9 protein-coding genes are annotated in these 15,657 nt (G+C 43.7%); 7 read left to right on the top strand and 2 right to left on the bottom strand.

All coding sequences use genetic code 11. From position 1 onward, the window contains the following. Positions 1-82: 82 nt before the first annotated feature. Positions 83-721, top strand: coding sequence for a type I phosphodiesterase/nucleotide pyrophosphatase (locus G5B12_RS13040; protein ID WP_021976924.1), 639 nt, complete (start codon positions 83-85; stop codon positions 719-721). A gap of 101 nt (positions 722-822) precedes the next feature. Then, entirely contained in the window at positions 823-996 is a 174-nt protein-coding gene (locus tag G5B12_RS13035; protein WP_118064036.1) for a DUF4250 domain-containing protein, read from the top strand. Between the two features lie 92 nt (positions 997-1,088). On the opposite strand, the gene G5B12_RS13030 is transcribed toward G5B12_RS13035, so the two are convergent. Then, a complete protein-coding gene (locus tag G5B12_RS13030; protein WP_174088460.1) occupies positions 1,089-6,485 on the bottom strand; it encodes a leucine-rich repeat protein in 5,397 nt (1,798 codons plus the stop codon). Between the two features lie 33 nt (positions 6,486-6,518). After that, positions 6,519-7,946: a helix-turn-helix domain-containing protein gene (locus G5B12_RS13025; protein WP_174088459.1), complete on the bottom strand. Its 1,428-nt coding sequence runs from the start codon at positions 7,944-7,946 to the stop codon at positions 6,519-6,521. A 514-nt stretch (positions 7,947-8,460) separates the two neighbouring features. On the opposite strand from G5B12_RS13025, the gene G5B12_RS13020 reads away from it, so the two are divergent. The 5 genes from G5B12_RS13020 to G5B12_RS13000 all read left to right on the top strand — a co-directional run bounded on the left by G5B12_RS13020 (position 8,461) and on the right by G5B12_RS13000 (position 15,624). Then, positions 8,461-8,979 (top strand): MarR family winged helix-turn-helix transcriptional regulator, encoded by a 519-nt coding sequence (locus tag G5B12_RS13020; RefSeq protein WP_242996935.1) that lies wholly within the window; start codon positions 8,461-8,463, stop codon positions 8,977-8,979. After that, positions 8,972-11,134: an ABC transporter ATP-binding protein gene (locus G5B12_RS13015; protein ID WP_021976919.1), complete on the top strand. Its 2,163-nt coding sequence runs from the start codon at positions 8,972-8,974 to the stop codon at positions 11,132-11,134. The genes G5B12_RS13020 and G5B12_RS13015 overlap by 8 nt, the downstream gene beginning before the upstream one ends. Continuing rightward, positions 11,131-12,972, top strand: a complete 1,842-nt coding sequence (locus G5B12_RS13010) for an ABC transporter ATP-binding protein (RefSeq protein WP_118071230.1) — start codon at positions 11,131-11,133, stop codon at positions 12,970-12,972. Before G5B12_RS13015 ends, G5B12_RS13010 begins: the two co-directional genes overlap by 4 nt. 190 nt (positions 12,973-13,162) lie before the next feature. Continuing rightward, the gene (locus G5B12_RS13005; protein WP_021977063.1) at positions 13,163-13,483 is read left to right on the top strand and encodes a putative heavy metal-binding protein; all 321 of its coding nucleotides are present in this window, start codon (positions 13,163-13,165) and stop codon (positions 13,481-13,483) included. A 5-nt stretch (positions 13,484-13,488) separates the two neighbouring features. Further along, positions 13,489-15,624 carry a HelD family protein gene (locus G5B12_RS13000; RefSeq protein ID WP_174088458.1) on the top strand — a complete coding sequence of 712 codons (2,136 nt, stop codon included), beginning with the start codon at positions 13,489-13,491 and terminating at the stop codon, positions 15,622-15,624. Positions 15,625-15,657: the final 33 nt, after the last annotated feature.

Genomic DNA, 15,657 nt, shown 5'->3' with positions numbered 1-15,657 from the left:
GATAGCTCGCTTATGCTTAGCACAGTAGTGCTATCGAACGAGAACCAAACTTGCCGAGGTTGGGAAGCCCCCACCTCTATAGGTGGGGGAGGATGTCACTGTATCGGATCATGGACTTCTTGTGGGAGAAAATGTTCCTCCGATCCTGGGTGAGTATGGCGGCCTGAATCTGGGCGTGATGGAAGAACTTGGATACACCGTGAGAAAGAAGGATGAAAACGGAGATCCGGTAGATGAGATCGACTGGGAAAAGACCAGAGCGGTTCAGATACGAAGCAATTATATTTATATCAACCTGAAGGGAAGAGATAAATACGGAATTGTAGAGGCGAAGGACAAGTATGATCTGGAGGAACAGATCATTTCGGATCTCTATTCTTACAGGGATAAGGCAACCGGAAAGCGTGTGGTGGGAATTGCCATGCGAAATAAGGACAGCGTTGTTCTGGGACTTGGGGGAGCAGAATGCGGGGATATTATCTTTACGATCAATGAAGGCTTTAACAGGCTTCATGGAGATGGGTTATCCACGGCGGAAGGATATGCACAGACATCGGTTACCCCTGTTTTCCTGGCTGCAGGGGAGGATATTAAAGAGGGAAAGATCACAGACAGGGTGATCCGGCAGGTGGATGTGGCGCCTACCATCGCGGAGATCCTCGATGTGAGAAAGCCTGAGCAGTGTGAGGGGGCCCCGGTTTATCAGATACTGAAGAAATAAAAGATCCTGAAAAATTTTCCTTCCTGGCTCTTGACAAAAGACAAAATTGGTAAGATAGTAAACTTCAGACAAATATCAGAGAAAAAGGATGGAAACAGATCATGATACCAAAGGACCCGGTAATGCTTTTAAGTTATGTAAATACACAGCTGAGGGATTTTTATAAATCTCTGGATGATTTCTGCGAGGACAGAGGCCTTGTGCGAAAAGAGCTGGAGGATAAGCTCGATATGATTGATTATGCTTATGATCCGGCAGTGAACCAGTTTGTATAAAAAATCAGGAACAGGAAAACGATGTTATAAAGATAGCCGCAGTGTAGAGATATTGATCTGATATCGATTCTACGATGCGGCTATCTTTGATTTTATTTAACAGTTACTTTAACAGTTGCTTTCTTTTTGCCGGAGAGAATGGTAATGGTGGCCGTGCCTTTTTTTCGTGCAGTGATCATTCCCTGAGAATTCACAGATGCAATTTTTGAGTTGGAAGATTTATAAGTTATTTTTTCAACTGTGGTCAGTGGAGTGCGGGATATTTTTAATTTGTAGGTCTTTTTCAGTTTCAGAGAAAGACGGGATGGGGAAACAGTAAGTTTCTGAGTTGCGACTGTTTTTTGCTGGACTTTTATTTTGGCAGTAGCCTTTTTGCCGCTGGCAAGCGTGACGGTGATTTTTGTGCTGCCTGGACGGATTCCTTTGATCTTTCCGTGGGAATCAATGGTGGCAATTTTTTTGTTCGCAGAGCTGTAAGATTTTACTTTGTCACCTTTGGCTAGTCCGGTTACTTTGAATGCAGTAGTAGTCTGATCTGTTTGCAGAAGAATCGAGGTCATGTTGAGTTTAATGGTTGCTTTGAGCTGTGCTATAGCAGCTTTTTCTGTTTTTCCACAGTATGCACAGGTACGCTGTTTCTGGCCTGGCTGAAAAACTGTGGCGGATTTTACAGTTTTCCAGGAACTCCATTTATGAGATTTCTCCAGGATCTGAAAACTGATCTTGCGGGAGCCTGTATAGGAACCCATGCCTGTAACCGTAACGGAGGCAGTTCCTGGTTTGATGTTATTGGAGTATGTCAGTTTGTAATCTTTATCCAATGACAGAAGTGTGTCGCCATTTTTTACAGTTACTTCAGGAGTCTGTTCCCTGCCATCGCAATAAACATCATCAACTGTGACAGTAAGTGTATCTACAGAGATTTCAGGTGATGTGACAGTTACTGTGCAGGTGGCCAGAAAACCGCCGTCAAAAGTTTTGACTGTGATAATGGCTGTACCAGCGGAAACTGCTTTGACAGTACCGATATCGTCAACCGTGGCAACAGTTTCATTGTCGGATGCCCAGAGAACATCTTTGATCGTGGCATTTTCCGGTGATACGGATGGAATCAGGGAAAAAGTTTCTCCGGTCATCAGAGATTTTTCAGGCTGATCCAACTGGATGTTTTCTACGTAAATACGTTCCGGAGCTGTTTCCCTGGTGTCGGAAGAAGCTACTGTTTTTTCTCCGGATTCATCTACAGGAGAGTAGATTCCTGTATCAAGGTTCTGGCTTTCTGGAATGTAGGTATTGTAGGTTTTTCCGGAAGTCAGAGGAATATCATTGTAAACAATCTTTCTGGTGAGAGTATCTCCGTCGTACTCTTCTACTTCGTAGGTCATGGAGCCGGTATCGTTTCCTGTCAGTTTCAGATAATAATCATCTCCGCAGAAGGAAACATATTTGGAGTCGCCATCTACATACATAAATATGTCGTTGTAAGAGGTATCTACAATGTTGTTTACAATGGAACCGCATAAATTATGGCTGCCGTCGTATACGTATACATCTACCGGGCAGTGGATCTTTGCATTGGTGTTTCTTCTGGAAGAACTGGAGGATTCGACTGCTTTGGTGTACATAGTATAAACACAATTGGAAAAAGATCCAAACTTTGTACGGCTCATAAGGTCTGTTACGGTTTTGGTAAAGAGAATTTCAGCTACTTCATCAACGTGTTTGCCCCAGGTTTCATCATAGACATTTTTTACTGAAGCCTCGGCCACAGATTTTACCTGTTTTGCAAAAGCTTCCATATCTGCACTGGCTATACCGATGATTCCTGAACAGTTATCCTGACTGATAGTGTAATTCAATGTTCCGAAGGCCCCGAAGCTGATGTCACCCCAGCCATAGTTTGATACGGAATAGGTGAAGTTGATCGTACGGGCTCCTTTTTTGGTAGCAGCGGATATGGAGAAGGAGGCAGTTAAAGTTTGGCCAGTTATTGTGGCCTTTTTACTGATTCCCATTTTGTCAAAAAGTTTTTCCAGAATTTTTTGACTGACAGGATTATTCCGATCTCCAGTGTAGGAGAATGAAGAGGAATTGATGGCCACAGCCATATATCCGGATAAGAAATCATACAGTTCATTTTGCTGCTTAGTAGTAAAATATTCGCCCAGTTTCGGATCTCTGGTGAGAATATTTTTGTTTTTAAGCATTTGCTGGGCTTTGGTCATGTTCTGGACGCGTTCTGTCTTTTCTTTACGTTTTTCTGCTTGTTGACGGGTGTAATCCTGGTTATAAATATACAGTGTGCTGTTTGTGGAATGCACATATGAGTCAGAGTCCCCATAACATATGGAGAATTCAGCAGTTAATTTTGTGGTGGATTTTTCTGGAACAAAATTGGATGTAATGCTGAATTCAGGCGTTAAGATAGTTTTGGTTTCGGGTGCTTTGATTCTTAAAGGAGTTGGATATTCTATGAATGAAGTAAATCCTGTTTCTTTAAAATGAGCTTTTAATGGGGAATTGGTATTCATTTTTATTCCCTTAACAGAGACTGTATAATCAGCAAGCAGCTTTTTTAGTTCAGCCTCAGAATAAGCAGAATTTTGGCTGAATTTGCATGCGATTTTTAATGTACCTGATTGGGAAGAATGGTCGTATTGGCCATTTTCATACGTAAAGGTGTTTGCACTTGGTATAAAGTTTACGATTATATAAGGAGTGACAAGGTTTGCCGCTTCTTCCATATGAGTAACTCTGCTGTTTTTGTAGGTGAAAACAACGATTTTGTCCTTGCTGTTAACAAGGATTGAGGTTGCCTGGGTAAGATTGAAATCAGAAGCAACAGTATAATTTTTTCCTTCTATATTAATTGTGCCTTTTTCTGCATTTACACCGTCAAGATGTCCACTGATATAAGTGGTTCCTTCCTGGATAATTTCATGAAATGGAATGTTGTTGGCATTTGCGTAGGTTTCGGCCGCAGAGCAGGAATAACCTTTGATCACAAGATTTTTCCAACCCTGGAAAGCTGTATCTGCAATGGAAGTTACGGAACCAGGGATGAAGGTTTCTTCCAGAGCCTTGCAGTTGTAAAATGCGTAGTTTCCGATGGAAGTCACAGAATCCGGAATGGATACAGAAGCCATATGAGTGTTGGAAGTACTTTCTACCCTTGCCAGATTATCGGGAATATTTTCCATACCAGGTTCCAGAATCAGTTCGCTCAGAGCACTGGCACCGCCAAGAGGTCCGTATTTACTGTCATAAGTACTGGAGCCACCAGTTTCACAGGAAGTAAGATTAGCCGGAATGGTGAGACTGTTAACCTGTGTATTTGCAATGAAAGAGTATCCCAGTTTTTTCAGTTTGGAAGGAAGGGTGATAGATTTCAGTGAAGAACAGTTACAAAAAGCAAGTCGTTCAATGGTGGTAATAGCATCGTCAAGCTCTATACTAACCAGAGAAGAACATCCGGAAAAAGAGGAATCACCCAGGTATCTTACGTTTTTGGAAAAAGAGATATTTTTCAGAGCAGTACAGTTGCTGAACGCACTGGACTGAATATCGACATAAGCACCCCCCTTATTGTTGTCCGTAAAAGAAATGGAAGAGAGGGAAGTACAGTTTGAAAACGCGAGGTTTCCGATTGTATTAACCGTTTTTGGAAAAGTAATCTCTTCAAGGGAAATACAGTTTTGAAAAGCTTCATAATTGATTTGTTCAAGATTTTCTGACCAGCGAATGGAAATCAGTTTTTTGCAGCCGGAAAAAGCATTGTCAGAAATGACAGTGACAGAATCCGGAAAGGAAATATTTGTTAATTTTGCATTGTTTTTAAATGCATATTGACCTATGGTGGTGACAGAGTCAGGTATAGAGATGGAGGTCAAATGTGTGCCGGAAGTACTTTCCACTCTTGCCAGATTATCGGGAATATATTCCATGCCGGGTTCCAGAATAAGTTCTTTTAGAGTGTTAGCACCGCCAAGAGGTCCGTATTGACTCTCGTAAGTACTGGAGCCGCCTGTTGTACAGGTAGTAAGCCCTGCCGGAATGGTGAGACTGGTGATCTGTGTATTTGCAATAAAAGAGTATCCCAGTTTTTTCAGTTTGGAAGGAAGGGTGATAGATTTCAGTGAGGAACAGTTGCAAAAAGCAAAGCGTTCAATGGTGGTAATAGCGTCGTCAAGCTCGACATTAGTCAGAGAGGAGCATCCGGAAAAAGAAGAATCACCCAGATATCGTACATTTTTGGAAAAAGAAATATTTTCCAGAGCAGTACAGTTGCTGAACGCACTGGACTGAATATCGACATAGGCACCACCTTTATTGTTGTCCGTAAAAGAAATGGAAGAGAGGGAAGTACAGTCTGAAAATGCGGAAGGCCCAATGGTATTGATTGTTTTTGGAAAGGTGATCGCTTCAAGGGAAACACAATTTTCAAAAGCTTCATAATTAATTTGTTCAAGACTTTCGGACCAATGAATGGAGATCAGTTTTTTGCAACCATAAAAAGCACCGTCGGAAATGACCGTGACAGAATCGGGAATGGAAATGTTTACTAACTTTACACAGTTTTTAAATGCATATTTACCGATGGAAGTGACAGAATCCGGGATAGATACGGAAGTCAGATGCGTATTGGAAACACTTTTTACCAGAGCCAGGTTGTCGGGAATACATTCCATTCCGGGCTCCAGAATTAGCTCTTTCAAAGTATTGGCATCGCCAAGAGGACCAAACATAGTGTCCGAACTGGAACCACCTGTCGCACAGTAAGTAAGTCCTGCCGGAATGGTAAGACTGGAGATCTGTGTATTTGCAATAAAAGAGTAGCCCAGTTTTTTTAATCTGGAAGGAAGCTTCACAGATTTCAGTTCATCACATCCATAGAATACAAAATTACCGATTTCCGTAACTGTGTTGGAAATGACTACACTGGTAATTACAGGGTTGTAGGCAAAGGCACTGTCAGAGATTTTTGTGACAGTATAGTTATCAATTTTGGAAGGTATCGTTACTTCTGAATCACCACCTGTATATTTTGTGATCGTGGCGTAAAGTCCGGAAGTAGTATACTGGAATCCATCATCAGTTACATTGCTGCCGGCTGAAAGTACACTTCCGTCATCAAAGTCATTATCGGTAACCGGTTCTGATACAACATCAGAATCGGGTTCCATCGGCAGACTATCTAAAAAATTATCAGAAAATTCCGGCGAGATTTCATCAGCAGGATATTCCGTATCTGCTTCAGGAATGTCTGTATTTGCAAGGTCAGGTTCTGCATCAGATACAGAAGAATCCTGTTCTTCATCAGAACTTATAAAGTCAGAAATATCTTCGGTGTTTTCTTCTGTGAGGAGATGGGATTCCTCGGTGATTCCGGTGGAGTCTTCTCCAAAATCCAGATCTTCAGCCAGAACAGCCGACGCAGGCTGCAGACACATCAGTGCCGCAAGTGTACAGGCAAGGAACTTCTTTTTCATAGTGTTGGTCCTCCTTATGATAATTTTTTGTGATCAGGGCATCAGCGCAATATACTGTTTCAGCAGATTCAGAGTTTCTTCTTTTGTGTAGACAAGAGGGCTTCCCGGCAGATTTTTAATAAATTCGCTGAAAATCTTGCACAGGGAATGTTCCTGAATATGGATATTGCAGCAATATGCTCCAAAAACAAAAGCGTTGGTTGTATAAATATGAATTCCGGTGGATGTGACATATATGGTTAAGTAGTCTGGCAACTGCAGGTGAGTGGGGCGAAGAATCAGTCCGGAAATAGTTTCATCGGAAATTTCTTTATACAGGGTTTTTAGCATTTGACGGATATCATCAGGATCCAGTGGTGGAACATACTGAGGTGGCATATCCTGCAGAACGCAGGTTTGTGTAAGATCAGACAGACCTTTTTCTGTAAAAACAGTAAGGTAAGTGATCTGATCCTGACGTAGTACGGAAAAATGCTGTTCCACAAGCTCGTACATAGGATGATAGGGCATATCGTTGCTGTTCAGATATTTTTTGATGATTGCAGGTGTTATATAGCGTCCGGGACAGGGCTGTGACATAAAAACCTGCATGGTATCCGGTGAAGTGCCGGCAATGTATTCCTGAAGGACTTCCATAATATTAGAACTGCACTGGATGAGGAGATCGCAGTTTTGCAGTTTCGTTTGAAAAAAATTGCGATAATAAGAAATTAATTCTGTGTTGTCACTGATCCTGGCAGTACTCAGATCTTCAGAAATCTGAAGCAGGCAGGATGGGGTAATGATATAGTAGATCAGAGGAGAAGCTGTAACTGCGTGCTGGTTTTCTGTAAAGTAATAAGGTTTATAACTGTCCCGGGAAGCAAGACACAGAGGAATTATGGAACCGAGCTTCTTTAGATTTCTGCGAGCCGGATTTGGAGACAGAGTGCTGACACGGTGCAGATAAAGAAGTTCACTGACTGAAAAATGATTCTCATTCAACCATAATTCCATAAATTCCATAGTAAGATCAAGTTTCTCTGGAAGGAACATCTGGATTTCTACATCTGTGTGATGAGATACTTCGTAGATTAATACTGAACGGATAATACTGCGAACAGCGTATTCTCCGTTGATCAGAGAATCGGTCAGAGGAAGCGAGTTTACTTTTGGGGGCGGAAACATGGAGAAATCAACAGATGCCAAAGTATTCAGAAAATCACAGACAGCCTGACGATTTTCATAGGCATCCTCACCCTGTAGACTGATGTCATGCAGGCGGAAAAATTCCTGACGTTCTTCTGTGCACAGACCAAAATAACGGGCCAGTATCTGCATGGCTTTATAAGAAAGAATCCGTTCATCTTTCAGGGCTTTGTGGATTGATGTCCTTTCAATTCCTGCATTGCGTGAAATTGAAGCAATGGATTCTCCACTTTGATCGATAAGTTTTCTGAGGTAGTTGCTGAATTTTGACATAAGGATCCTCCTGTTTATCGAGTTGTTAATCGTATTATAAAGCTGGAAAAAAGGATTTTCAATTTGTGACGGAAACTGTGACAGATGAATCTTATATTTGAGCACAAATATGAAAGTTTAACCAAATCAAGTAAGTCCCCTGCGGGGTTGCGAAAAGCAATAAGCAGTGGGTGGGGACTTGCTTGTATCAGGAAGAGTGCAAGAGCCTCCTGATAAACTGCGGAGCAGTTATTTGGTGTAGAGCTACGTAGCGAAGCGGATTGCGAATATCCGCTTGACAATTATTCTTTTTAAATAGATTAGCCAGACAAAACAATTATAAGATTTTGTTTCCGGTTAAAAATGCTTGTAAATCTAAAAAAAGTGTAAAATTCACAAAAAATAGTTGCATTTTTTGTGCAGATGTATATTATGTATAGTTAGCCGACTAATTAAAATATATGGCGAATATATTTATGAACAGGCAGCAGAACGGAGTCAGAACAGCTGTTTTGTTTATGAAAGGGGTGACAGTGTGTTTTGTGAGAAGGAAGATGGGAAAGAAAAGCAGAGCAGCTTTTTAACTTTATTTATGAAGGTAGACCGACATTTTATGACGAAATGTTTTGGACAGATGCAGGAGCTTGGCATTTATCCGGGACAGATCCCGGTCCTGGGACTTGTTGCCAAGAAGGATGGCTTAAGTCAGAGGGAGCTTGCGAAGATCCTGAATATCAAGCCGCCCACGGTAAATGTTTCCGTACAGAGACTGGAGAAGGCAGGCTTTCTTTATAAAAAGCCGGATGAAAAAGACCAGCGTGTGACCAGGATCTACCTGACAGAAAAAGGAAAAGAGACCAAGGCAAAGGCACTGGAGCGGATCCATAAAAATGAAGCAGTGATGCTGGAAGGCTTCAGTGAGGCAGAACAGTGCCTGCTTCGGAGATTTCTGGAGCAGATCCTTGCAAATATTGAAAAGATCCAGCCGGAGGAATTTACAGGAAAGACTCCGATGGAGGAAATAACAGAAAAGGAGGAACAGAAACGTGATTAAACTGATGAAATATCTGAAACGTTCAGCGGGCTATATCGTGCTCATCATTGCGCTTCTTTTTCTTCAGGCATACTGTGATCTGTCGCTGCCGGATTATACATCCAAGATCATTAATGTAGGAATCCAGCAGAACGGTATTGAGGACAGTGTCCCTGAGAAGATCAGAAAAACATCCATGGACAACCTGAAATTGTTTATGGATGAAGCCGATGTGAAAACCGTTGATAAATTTTATGAGGAAGATGGAGACAATCTGGTATTAAAAGATAAGGTTTCCGAAGAAGACAGAGATAAGCTGAATGATATTTTCGGCAAACCGATGGTGATCGTTTCCACTCTGACCTCGGATAGTAAGGAAACCAAAGCAGCTCTTGCAAAAATGGACATTCCGGAAGGAACGGACCCCATGGAAGCACTTTCCCAGATGCCGCCAGAGGCACTTGCTGCAATGAAGGAACAGGTCAGTGAAAAGATCGACAAGATGCAGGATTCCATTATCACACAGGCAGGTGTTTCTTATGTCCGTGCAGAGTATGAAGCAATGGGTGAGGATGTGGATGCCATTCAGATGGATTATATGAAATCCACCGGCCTGCGGATGATCCTGATGGCGCTGATCACTATGATGGCAGCGGTCTGTGTGGTATTTCTTTCCTCCAGGGTTGCTGCTTCTCTTGGACATGATCTGAGAAACAGTGTTTACAATAAAGTAATCGGATTTTCCAGCAGAGAATACCATAAATTTTCAACCGCTTCCCTGATCACAAGATGTACCAATGATATCCAGCAGGTGCAGCAGGTAATGGCCATGCTGTTTCGAATCGTTCTGTACGCGCCGATCCTTGGTGTTGGCGGTGTGCTCCGTGTGCTGAATACGGATGCATCCATGACATGGATCCTTGGCGTAGCAGTGGCACTGATCCTGCTTGTGATCTTTGTGCTGTTCCAGGTGGCAATGCCCAAATTTACGATCCTGCAGACTCTGATCGACAAGCTGAATCTGGTTACCAGAGAGATCCTTACCGGTATCCCGGTAATCCGTGCGTTCAGTCGTGAGAAACATGAGGAAGAGCGTTTTGAGGAGGCCAATGCCACACTTACCAGAACAAACCTGTTTGTAAACAGATGTATGACTTTTATGATGCCGACCATGATGCTGATCATGAACGGAGTGTCGGTTCTTATCATCTACAGTGGCGCACATGCAGTTGACAACGGAACCATGCAGGTTGGAAATGTTATGGCGTTTATCCAGTATGCAATGCAGATCATTATGTCATTTTTGATGATCACCGCCATGTCCATTATGCTTCCAAGAGCCAATGTTGCAGCACTTCGTATTGATGAGGTCCTGAAAACAGAGGTCAGTGTCCATGATCCGGAGAATCCGGTGAAACCAGAGGCACAGACAAAAGGAACCGTAGAATTCGATCATGTAAGCTTTGCTTATCCGGAAGCCGGAGAGAATGTCCTGACTGACATTTCCTTTAAGGCAGAAAAAGGTGAGACCGTTGCCGTAATCGGAAGTACCGGAAGCGGAAAGAGTACTCTGGTAAATCTGATCCCGAGATTTTATGATGCAACAGAAGGTGCTGTTAAGATTGACGGTGTGGATGTCCGTGAAATGACGCAGAAGGATGTACGTGAGAGACTGGGATATGTTCCGCAGAAGGGAATCCTGTTCTCAGGAACCATCGATTCTAACATCCGTTATGGAAAAACGGATATTTCAGAGGAAGAAGTAAAGGAAGCTGCCCAGGTAGCACAGGCAGAAGAATTTATCGTTACAAAGCCGGAGGGCTATGAGTCACCGATCGCCCAGGGCGGAAGCAATGTTTCCGGTGGTCAGAAGCAGAGACTTTCCATTGCGAGAGCCATTGCCAAGAAACCGGAGATCTTTATCTTTGATGACAGCTTCTCAGCACTGGATTTCAAGACAGACAGTACATTACGTAAAGCACTGAAGGAGCATACAAAAGATACAACAACGATCATCGTTGCACAGCGTATCAGTACCATTCTCAATGCAGATAAGATCATTGTACTGGATGATGGCCGTATGGCAGGAATCGGAACACATAAAGAGCTTATGAAGAACTGTGAGGTATATCGTCAGATTGCCATGAGTCAGCTTTCAGAGGAGGAATTGGCATGAGTGAGCAGAGAAGACGAAAAGGGCCTATGGGAGGCCGTGGAATGCAGCCCACCGAAAAGGCCAAGGACTTTAAAGGGGCAATGGCCAAACTGTTCCGTTATATGGGACGCTACAAATTCCGTTTTATGCTGATGTTCGTATTTGCGGTAGCAGGTACGGTATTTAATATCGTAGGTCCGAAGATCCTTGGAAAAGCAACCACAGAGCTTTATAAAGGACTGGTTGCCAAGGTTAACGGAACCGGCGGAATTGATTTTGAGAAGATCGGAATGATCCTTCTGTGGACACTTGGATTATATCTGGCAAGTGCACTGTTTTCTTTTATACAGGGATTTGTAATGACCGGTATCTCCAACGATGTCACATATAATCTGAGAAAAGATATTTCAAAGAAGATCAACCGTCTTCCTATGAATTATTTTGAGAGCCGTACCAACGGTGAGATCCTTTCCAGAGTGACCAATGATGTGGATACGCTGCAGATGAGCCTGAACCAGAGTATGACACAGCTGATCACATCTGTGACAACACTGATCGGTGTCTTTATCATGATGCTGTCTATCAATGTATGGATGACACTGGCAGCACTTTTGATCCTGCCGGTTTCCATGCTTATCATCAACAAGGTAATGAAGCATTCCCAGAAATACTTCCAGGCACAGCAGGATTATCTGGGAAGAGTTAACGGCCAGATCGAGGAAAACTTCGGCGGACATGATGTTGTACGTGTATTTAACAAAGAGCAGGATGTTCTCACCGAGTTTGAACGTGATAACGGAAAGCTGTATGAGTCTGCATGGAAATCTCAGTTCTTTTCCGGAATGATGATGCCGATCATGCAGTTTGTGGGAAACCTGGGATATGTAATGGTTGCGCTTTTAGGTGGTATTTTTGTGATCAAAGGCAGGATCGAGGTTGGTGATATCCAGTCTTTCTTCCAGTACATCCGTAACTTTACACAGCCGATCCAGCAGATCGCTCAGGTTACAAACCTTCTGCAGTCTTCCGCGGCAGCCTCCGAGCGTGTATTTGAATTCCTGGAGGAGCCGGAGGAAGAACTTCAGCCGGAGAATCCGGATTCTATTGAGGGACTGGAAGGAAATGTACAGTTTGAGCATGTAAAATTCGGCTACAACCCGGATAAGATCATTGTAAATGATTTTTCCGCGGATGTGCATGACGGTCAGAAGATCGCTATCGTAGGACCGACCGGTGCCGGAAAGACAACCATGGTCAAACTTCTGATGCGTTTCTATGATGTAAACGGCGGAAGTATCAAGGTTGACGGTCATGATGTCCGTAATTTCAACCGCAGTAATCTCCGTGAGATGTTTGGAATGGTACTGCAGGATACCTGGCTGTTCTCCGGAACCATTATGGAAAATATCCGGTACGGAAGACTGGATGCAACCGATGAAGAGGTGATCGCAGCTGCAAAAGCGGCTCATATCCACAACTTTATCATGCAGCAGCCTGGCGGCTATCAGATGGTTCTGGATGAGGAGACCAGCAACGTTTCCCAGGGCCAGAAGCAGCTGCTCACCATTGCAAGGGCGATCCTGGCGGACAATAAGATTCTGATCTTGGATGAGGCCACATCTTCCGTAGATACCAGAACCGAGATGCAGATCCAGAAGGCCATGGATAACCTGATGAAGGGCAGAACCAGCTTTGTCATTGCCCATAGGCTTTCCACCATTAGAGATGCAGATCTGATCCTGGTTATGAAAGACGGAGATATTATCGAGCAGGGCAATCATGAAGAACTGCTGGCACGAAAAGGATTTTATGCAGATCTTTATAATAGTCAGTTCGAGAAAAAAGAGGCACAGGCATAAGCTGATAGAAAGACAAAGTGTTATTATATAAAAAAAGAGCGAAGCGGATTCCGAACGTCCGCTTCGCTTTTTTACTCTATACATCCGTTCCGCTTTCAGGTATAATTCTGTAGTAAGGACTCTGAAACAGGGCTTTCAAAAAAGGCTCCGGAGTATCCATAAAAAATGAAAGAAACGGGAGGATTTTACCATGATCATAACAACAACACCATCGGTAGAGGGAAGAGCAATCCGTGAATATAAAGGAATCGCATTCGGAGAAGTGATCACAGGAGTGAATGTTATCAAGGACCTTGGCGCAGGTCTTCGGAATTTTTTCGGCGGAAGAAGTGCCGGATATGAGGAAGAGCTTCAGAAAGCCAGAGAAGAGGCACTGAAAGAGCTGGAGCAGCGCGCGGCAGCAATGGGAGCCAACGCAGTGATCGGTGTGGATATCGATTATGAGGTGCTTGGCGCAGACAATGGCATGCTGATGGTTACAGCAAGCGGAACAGCGGTAGTGGTGGATTAAGGCGTATGGCAGCAGTAAAAAACGGACGGGAATATCTTACACATGTGACAGAAACTCTGCGTCACCGGATCACTCAGCTGAATGATTCCATAGAAGCAGGTCAGAAAGAAATCGAAGGGATGCACGAGTACTACTGGGAAAACTACACAGAGATGGATCAGTACGGCTATGAGAACTTTGATAACCAGCAGGCACTTCTCCATGAGATTAATGCAAGCAATGAGAAGATCGAGCTGCGGCGCAGGTTCCGGAAAATGATGGATTCTCCATTTTTTGGAAGAGTAGATTTCTGTTATGAGGGCGACGATGAGCCTGAGATCTTTTATATCGGAATTGCAAACCTTGCGGAGGAAAACGGTGGCCTTCCACTGATCTATGACTGGAGAGCACCGGTGTCCGGACTGTTCTATGATTTTGACAAAGGGCCGGCATCCTATCAGGCACCTCTGGGGGAAATCCATGGAGACATTGCTGCCAAGTGGCAGTATAAGATCCGTGGTGGAAAAATGATCTATGAGTTTGAAAGTGATGTGAAGATCGATGATGAGATCCTGAAGGCAGAGCTTGGAAGTAACGGAGATGTACAGCTGAAAAACATTATCCGCACCATTCAGAAAGAGCAGAATGCCATTATCCGAAACACTTCGGACCGGATCATGGTGATCCAGGGAGCTGCAGGAAGCGGCAAGACATCCATCGCCCTGCACAGGATCGCCTATCTTCTCTATCATGACAGGAAAAATCTGAAATCTTCTTCTGTGCTGGTGCTTTCACCCAACGGAGTGTTCTCGGATTATATTTCCCATATTCTGCCGGAGCTTGGAGAAGAGAATATCCGGGAGATGAGCTTTGATCTTTTTGCCTATAAGAGACTGAAAAATACAGTGTCAGACTGCGAAGACCGCTACGATCTGATCGAGCGACAGATTGCAGGATCGTGCGATGAGAAACTTCTGAAGGAAAAACAGTCCCGGGATTTTCTGGACCGCATGGAAGGGTATCTGGTAGAACTGGAAGACAGCCTTATGAATTTCCGGGATGTGGAACATCGTGGTGTAGTCAAAAAAGAACAGGAGATCATCGAGCTCTTTTACTTTAAATTTATGGATATCCCGCTGCTTTCCAGAATGGATGCAGTGGCGGAGTATTTCATTGATGAGGTGGAAACGCTGAAGGGATTTGACCTTCCGGAGGAAGAGCGGGAGGCAGTGAAGAGCCGTTTTTACCGGATGTATGAGACAAGAGATCTTTATGTGTTATACAATCGTTTCCTGAGGCAGGAGGGATTTCCGGCGCTTCCACAGGTACAGTACGAAAAAAGAAAGCTTCGTTATGAGGATGTGTATCCGGTTCTGTATCTGAAATACCGGTTGGAAACCCAGCAGGAGGACAGTGGTGTCCGTCACCTGATCGTAGATGAGATGCAGGATTATTCCAGGATCCAGTATCTGATCATCCAGAAGCTTTTTAAATGTAAGATGACGATCCTTGGAGACCGGGAGCAGACCATGGACGGGGATCAGCAGGATGTACTCACATTCCTTCCGAAGATCTTTGGAAAAGATATCCGCAGGATCGTGATGAACAAGAGCTACCGTAACACTATTGAGATCGCTTCTTATGCAAATCAGCTTGCCGGGATCACAGAAGTGGAACTGTTTGAGCGTCATGGAAAACCGGTGGAGGAAAAAGAATTTCCGGGGCTTATCGAGGCATTGGAGCGCGTGGTGAAGGAACTGAAACTGGAGAAGCAGGCAGTGACGGAAGCTGAAGCAGACAGAATGAAAATGGCAGATATGGAGACAGCCGGTGCGGAAGGCCAGGAAGAATTTTCTTACGAGACAGCAGCGGTGATAACGAGAACTGCAGATGAGGCAAGAGAAGCATACTATATCCTTCAGAAAAAACTGGAAGCAGAAGGATTTGATACAAAGGAGCGGCTGTCCCTGCTTCACAGAGACAGTACAAACTTCAAAAAAGGTCTTACGGTTACCACCTTTTATATGGCAAAAGGCCTGGAATTTGACCAGGTATTTTCGGTATTTCCGGGAGCAGACCGAAGCCCTATCGTGCAGAGAGCCAGATATATTGCGGCAACCAGAGCGCTTCATGAATTGTATATGTATGAAATAACAGAATAAAAAATAATACAAAACGCTGTAAAAGGAAATCGT

The organism is Blautia sp. MSK.20.85 (assembly GCF_013317245.1).
Classification (GTDB): Bacteria; Bacillota; Clostridia; order Lachnospirales; family Lachnospiraceae; genus Blautia_A.
Note: the sequence above shows the minus strand (reverse complement) of the source record. Positions and strands in the feature narration are given on the sequence as shown.

What these genes read in the sequence shown, in the direction of transcription:
- G5B12_RS13035 (WP_118064036.1), top strand. Translation starts at nt 823, where the DNA reads ATGATACCAAAGGACCCGGTAATGCTTTTAAGTTATGTAAATACACAG.
- G5B12_RS13030 (WP_174088460.1), bottom strand. Translation starts at nt 6,485, where the DNA reads ATGAAAAAGAAGTTCCTTGCCTGTACACTTGCGGCACTGATGTGTCTG.
- G5B12_RS13025 (WP_174088459.1), bottom strand. Translation starts at nt 7,946, where the DNA reads ATGTCAAAATTCAGCAACTACCTCAGAAAACTTATCGATCAAAGTGGA.
- G5B12_RS13010 (WP_118071230.1), top strand. Translation starts at nt 11,131, where the DNA reads ATGAGTGAGCAGAGAAGACGAAAAGGGCCTATGGGAGGCCGTGGAATG.
- G5B12_RS13005 (WP_021977063.1), top strand. Translation starts at nt 13,163, where the DNA reads ATGATCATAACAACAACACCATCGGTAGAGGGAAGAGCAATCCGTGAA.
- G5B12_RS13000 (WP_174088458.1), top strand. Translation starts at nt 13,489, where the DNA reads ATGGCAGCAGTAAAAAACGGACGGGAATATCTTACACATGTGACAGAA.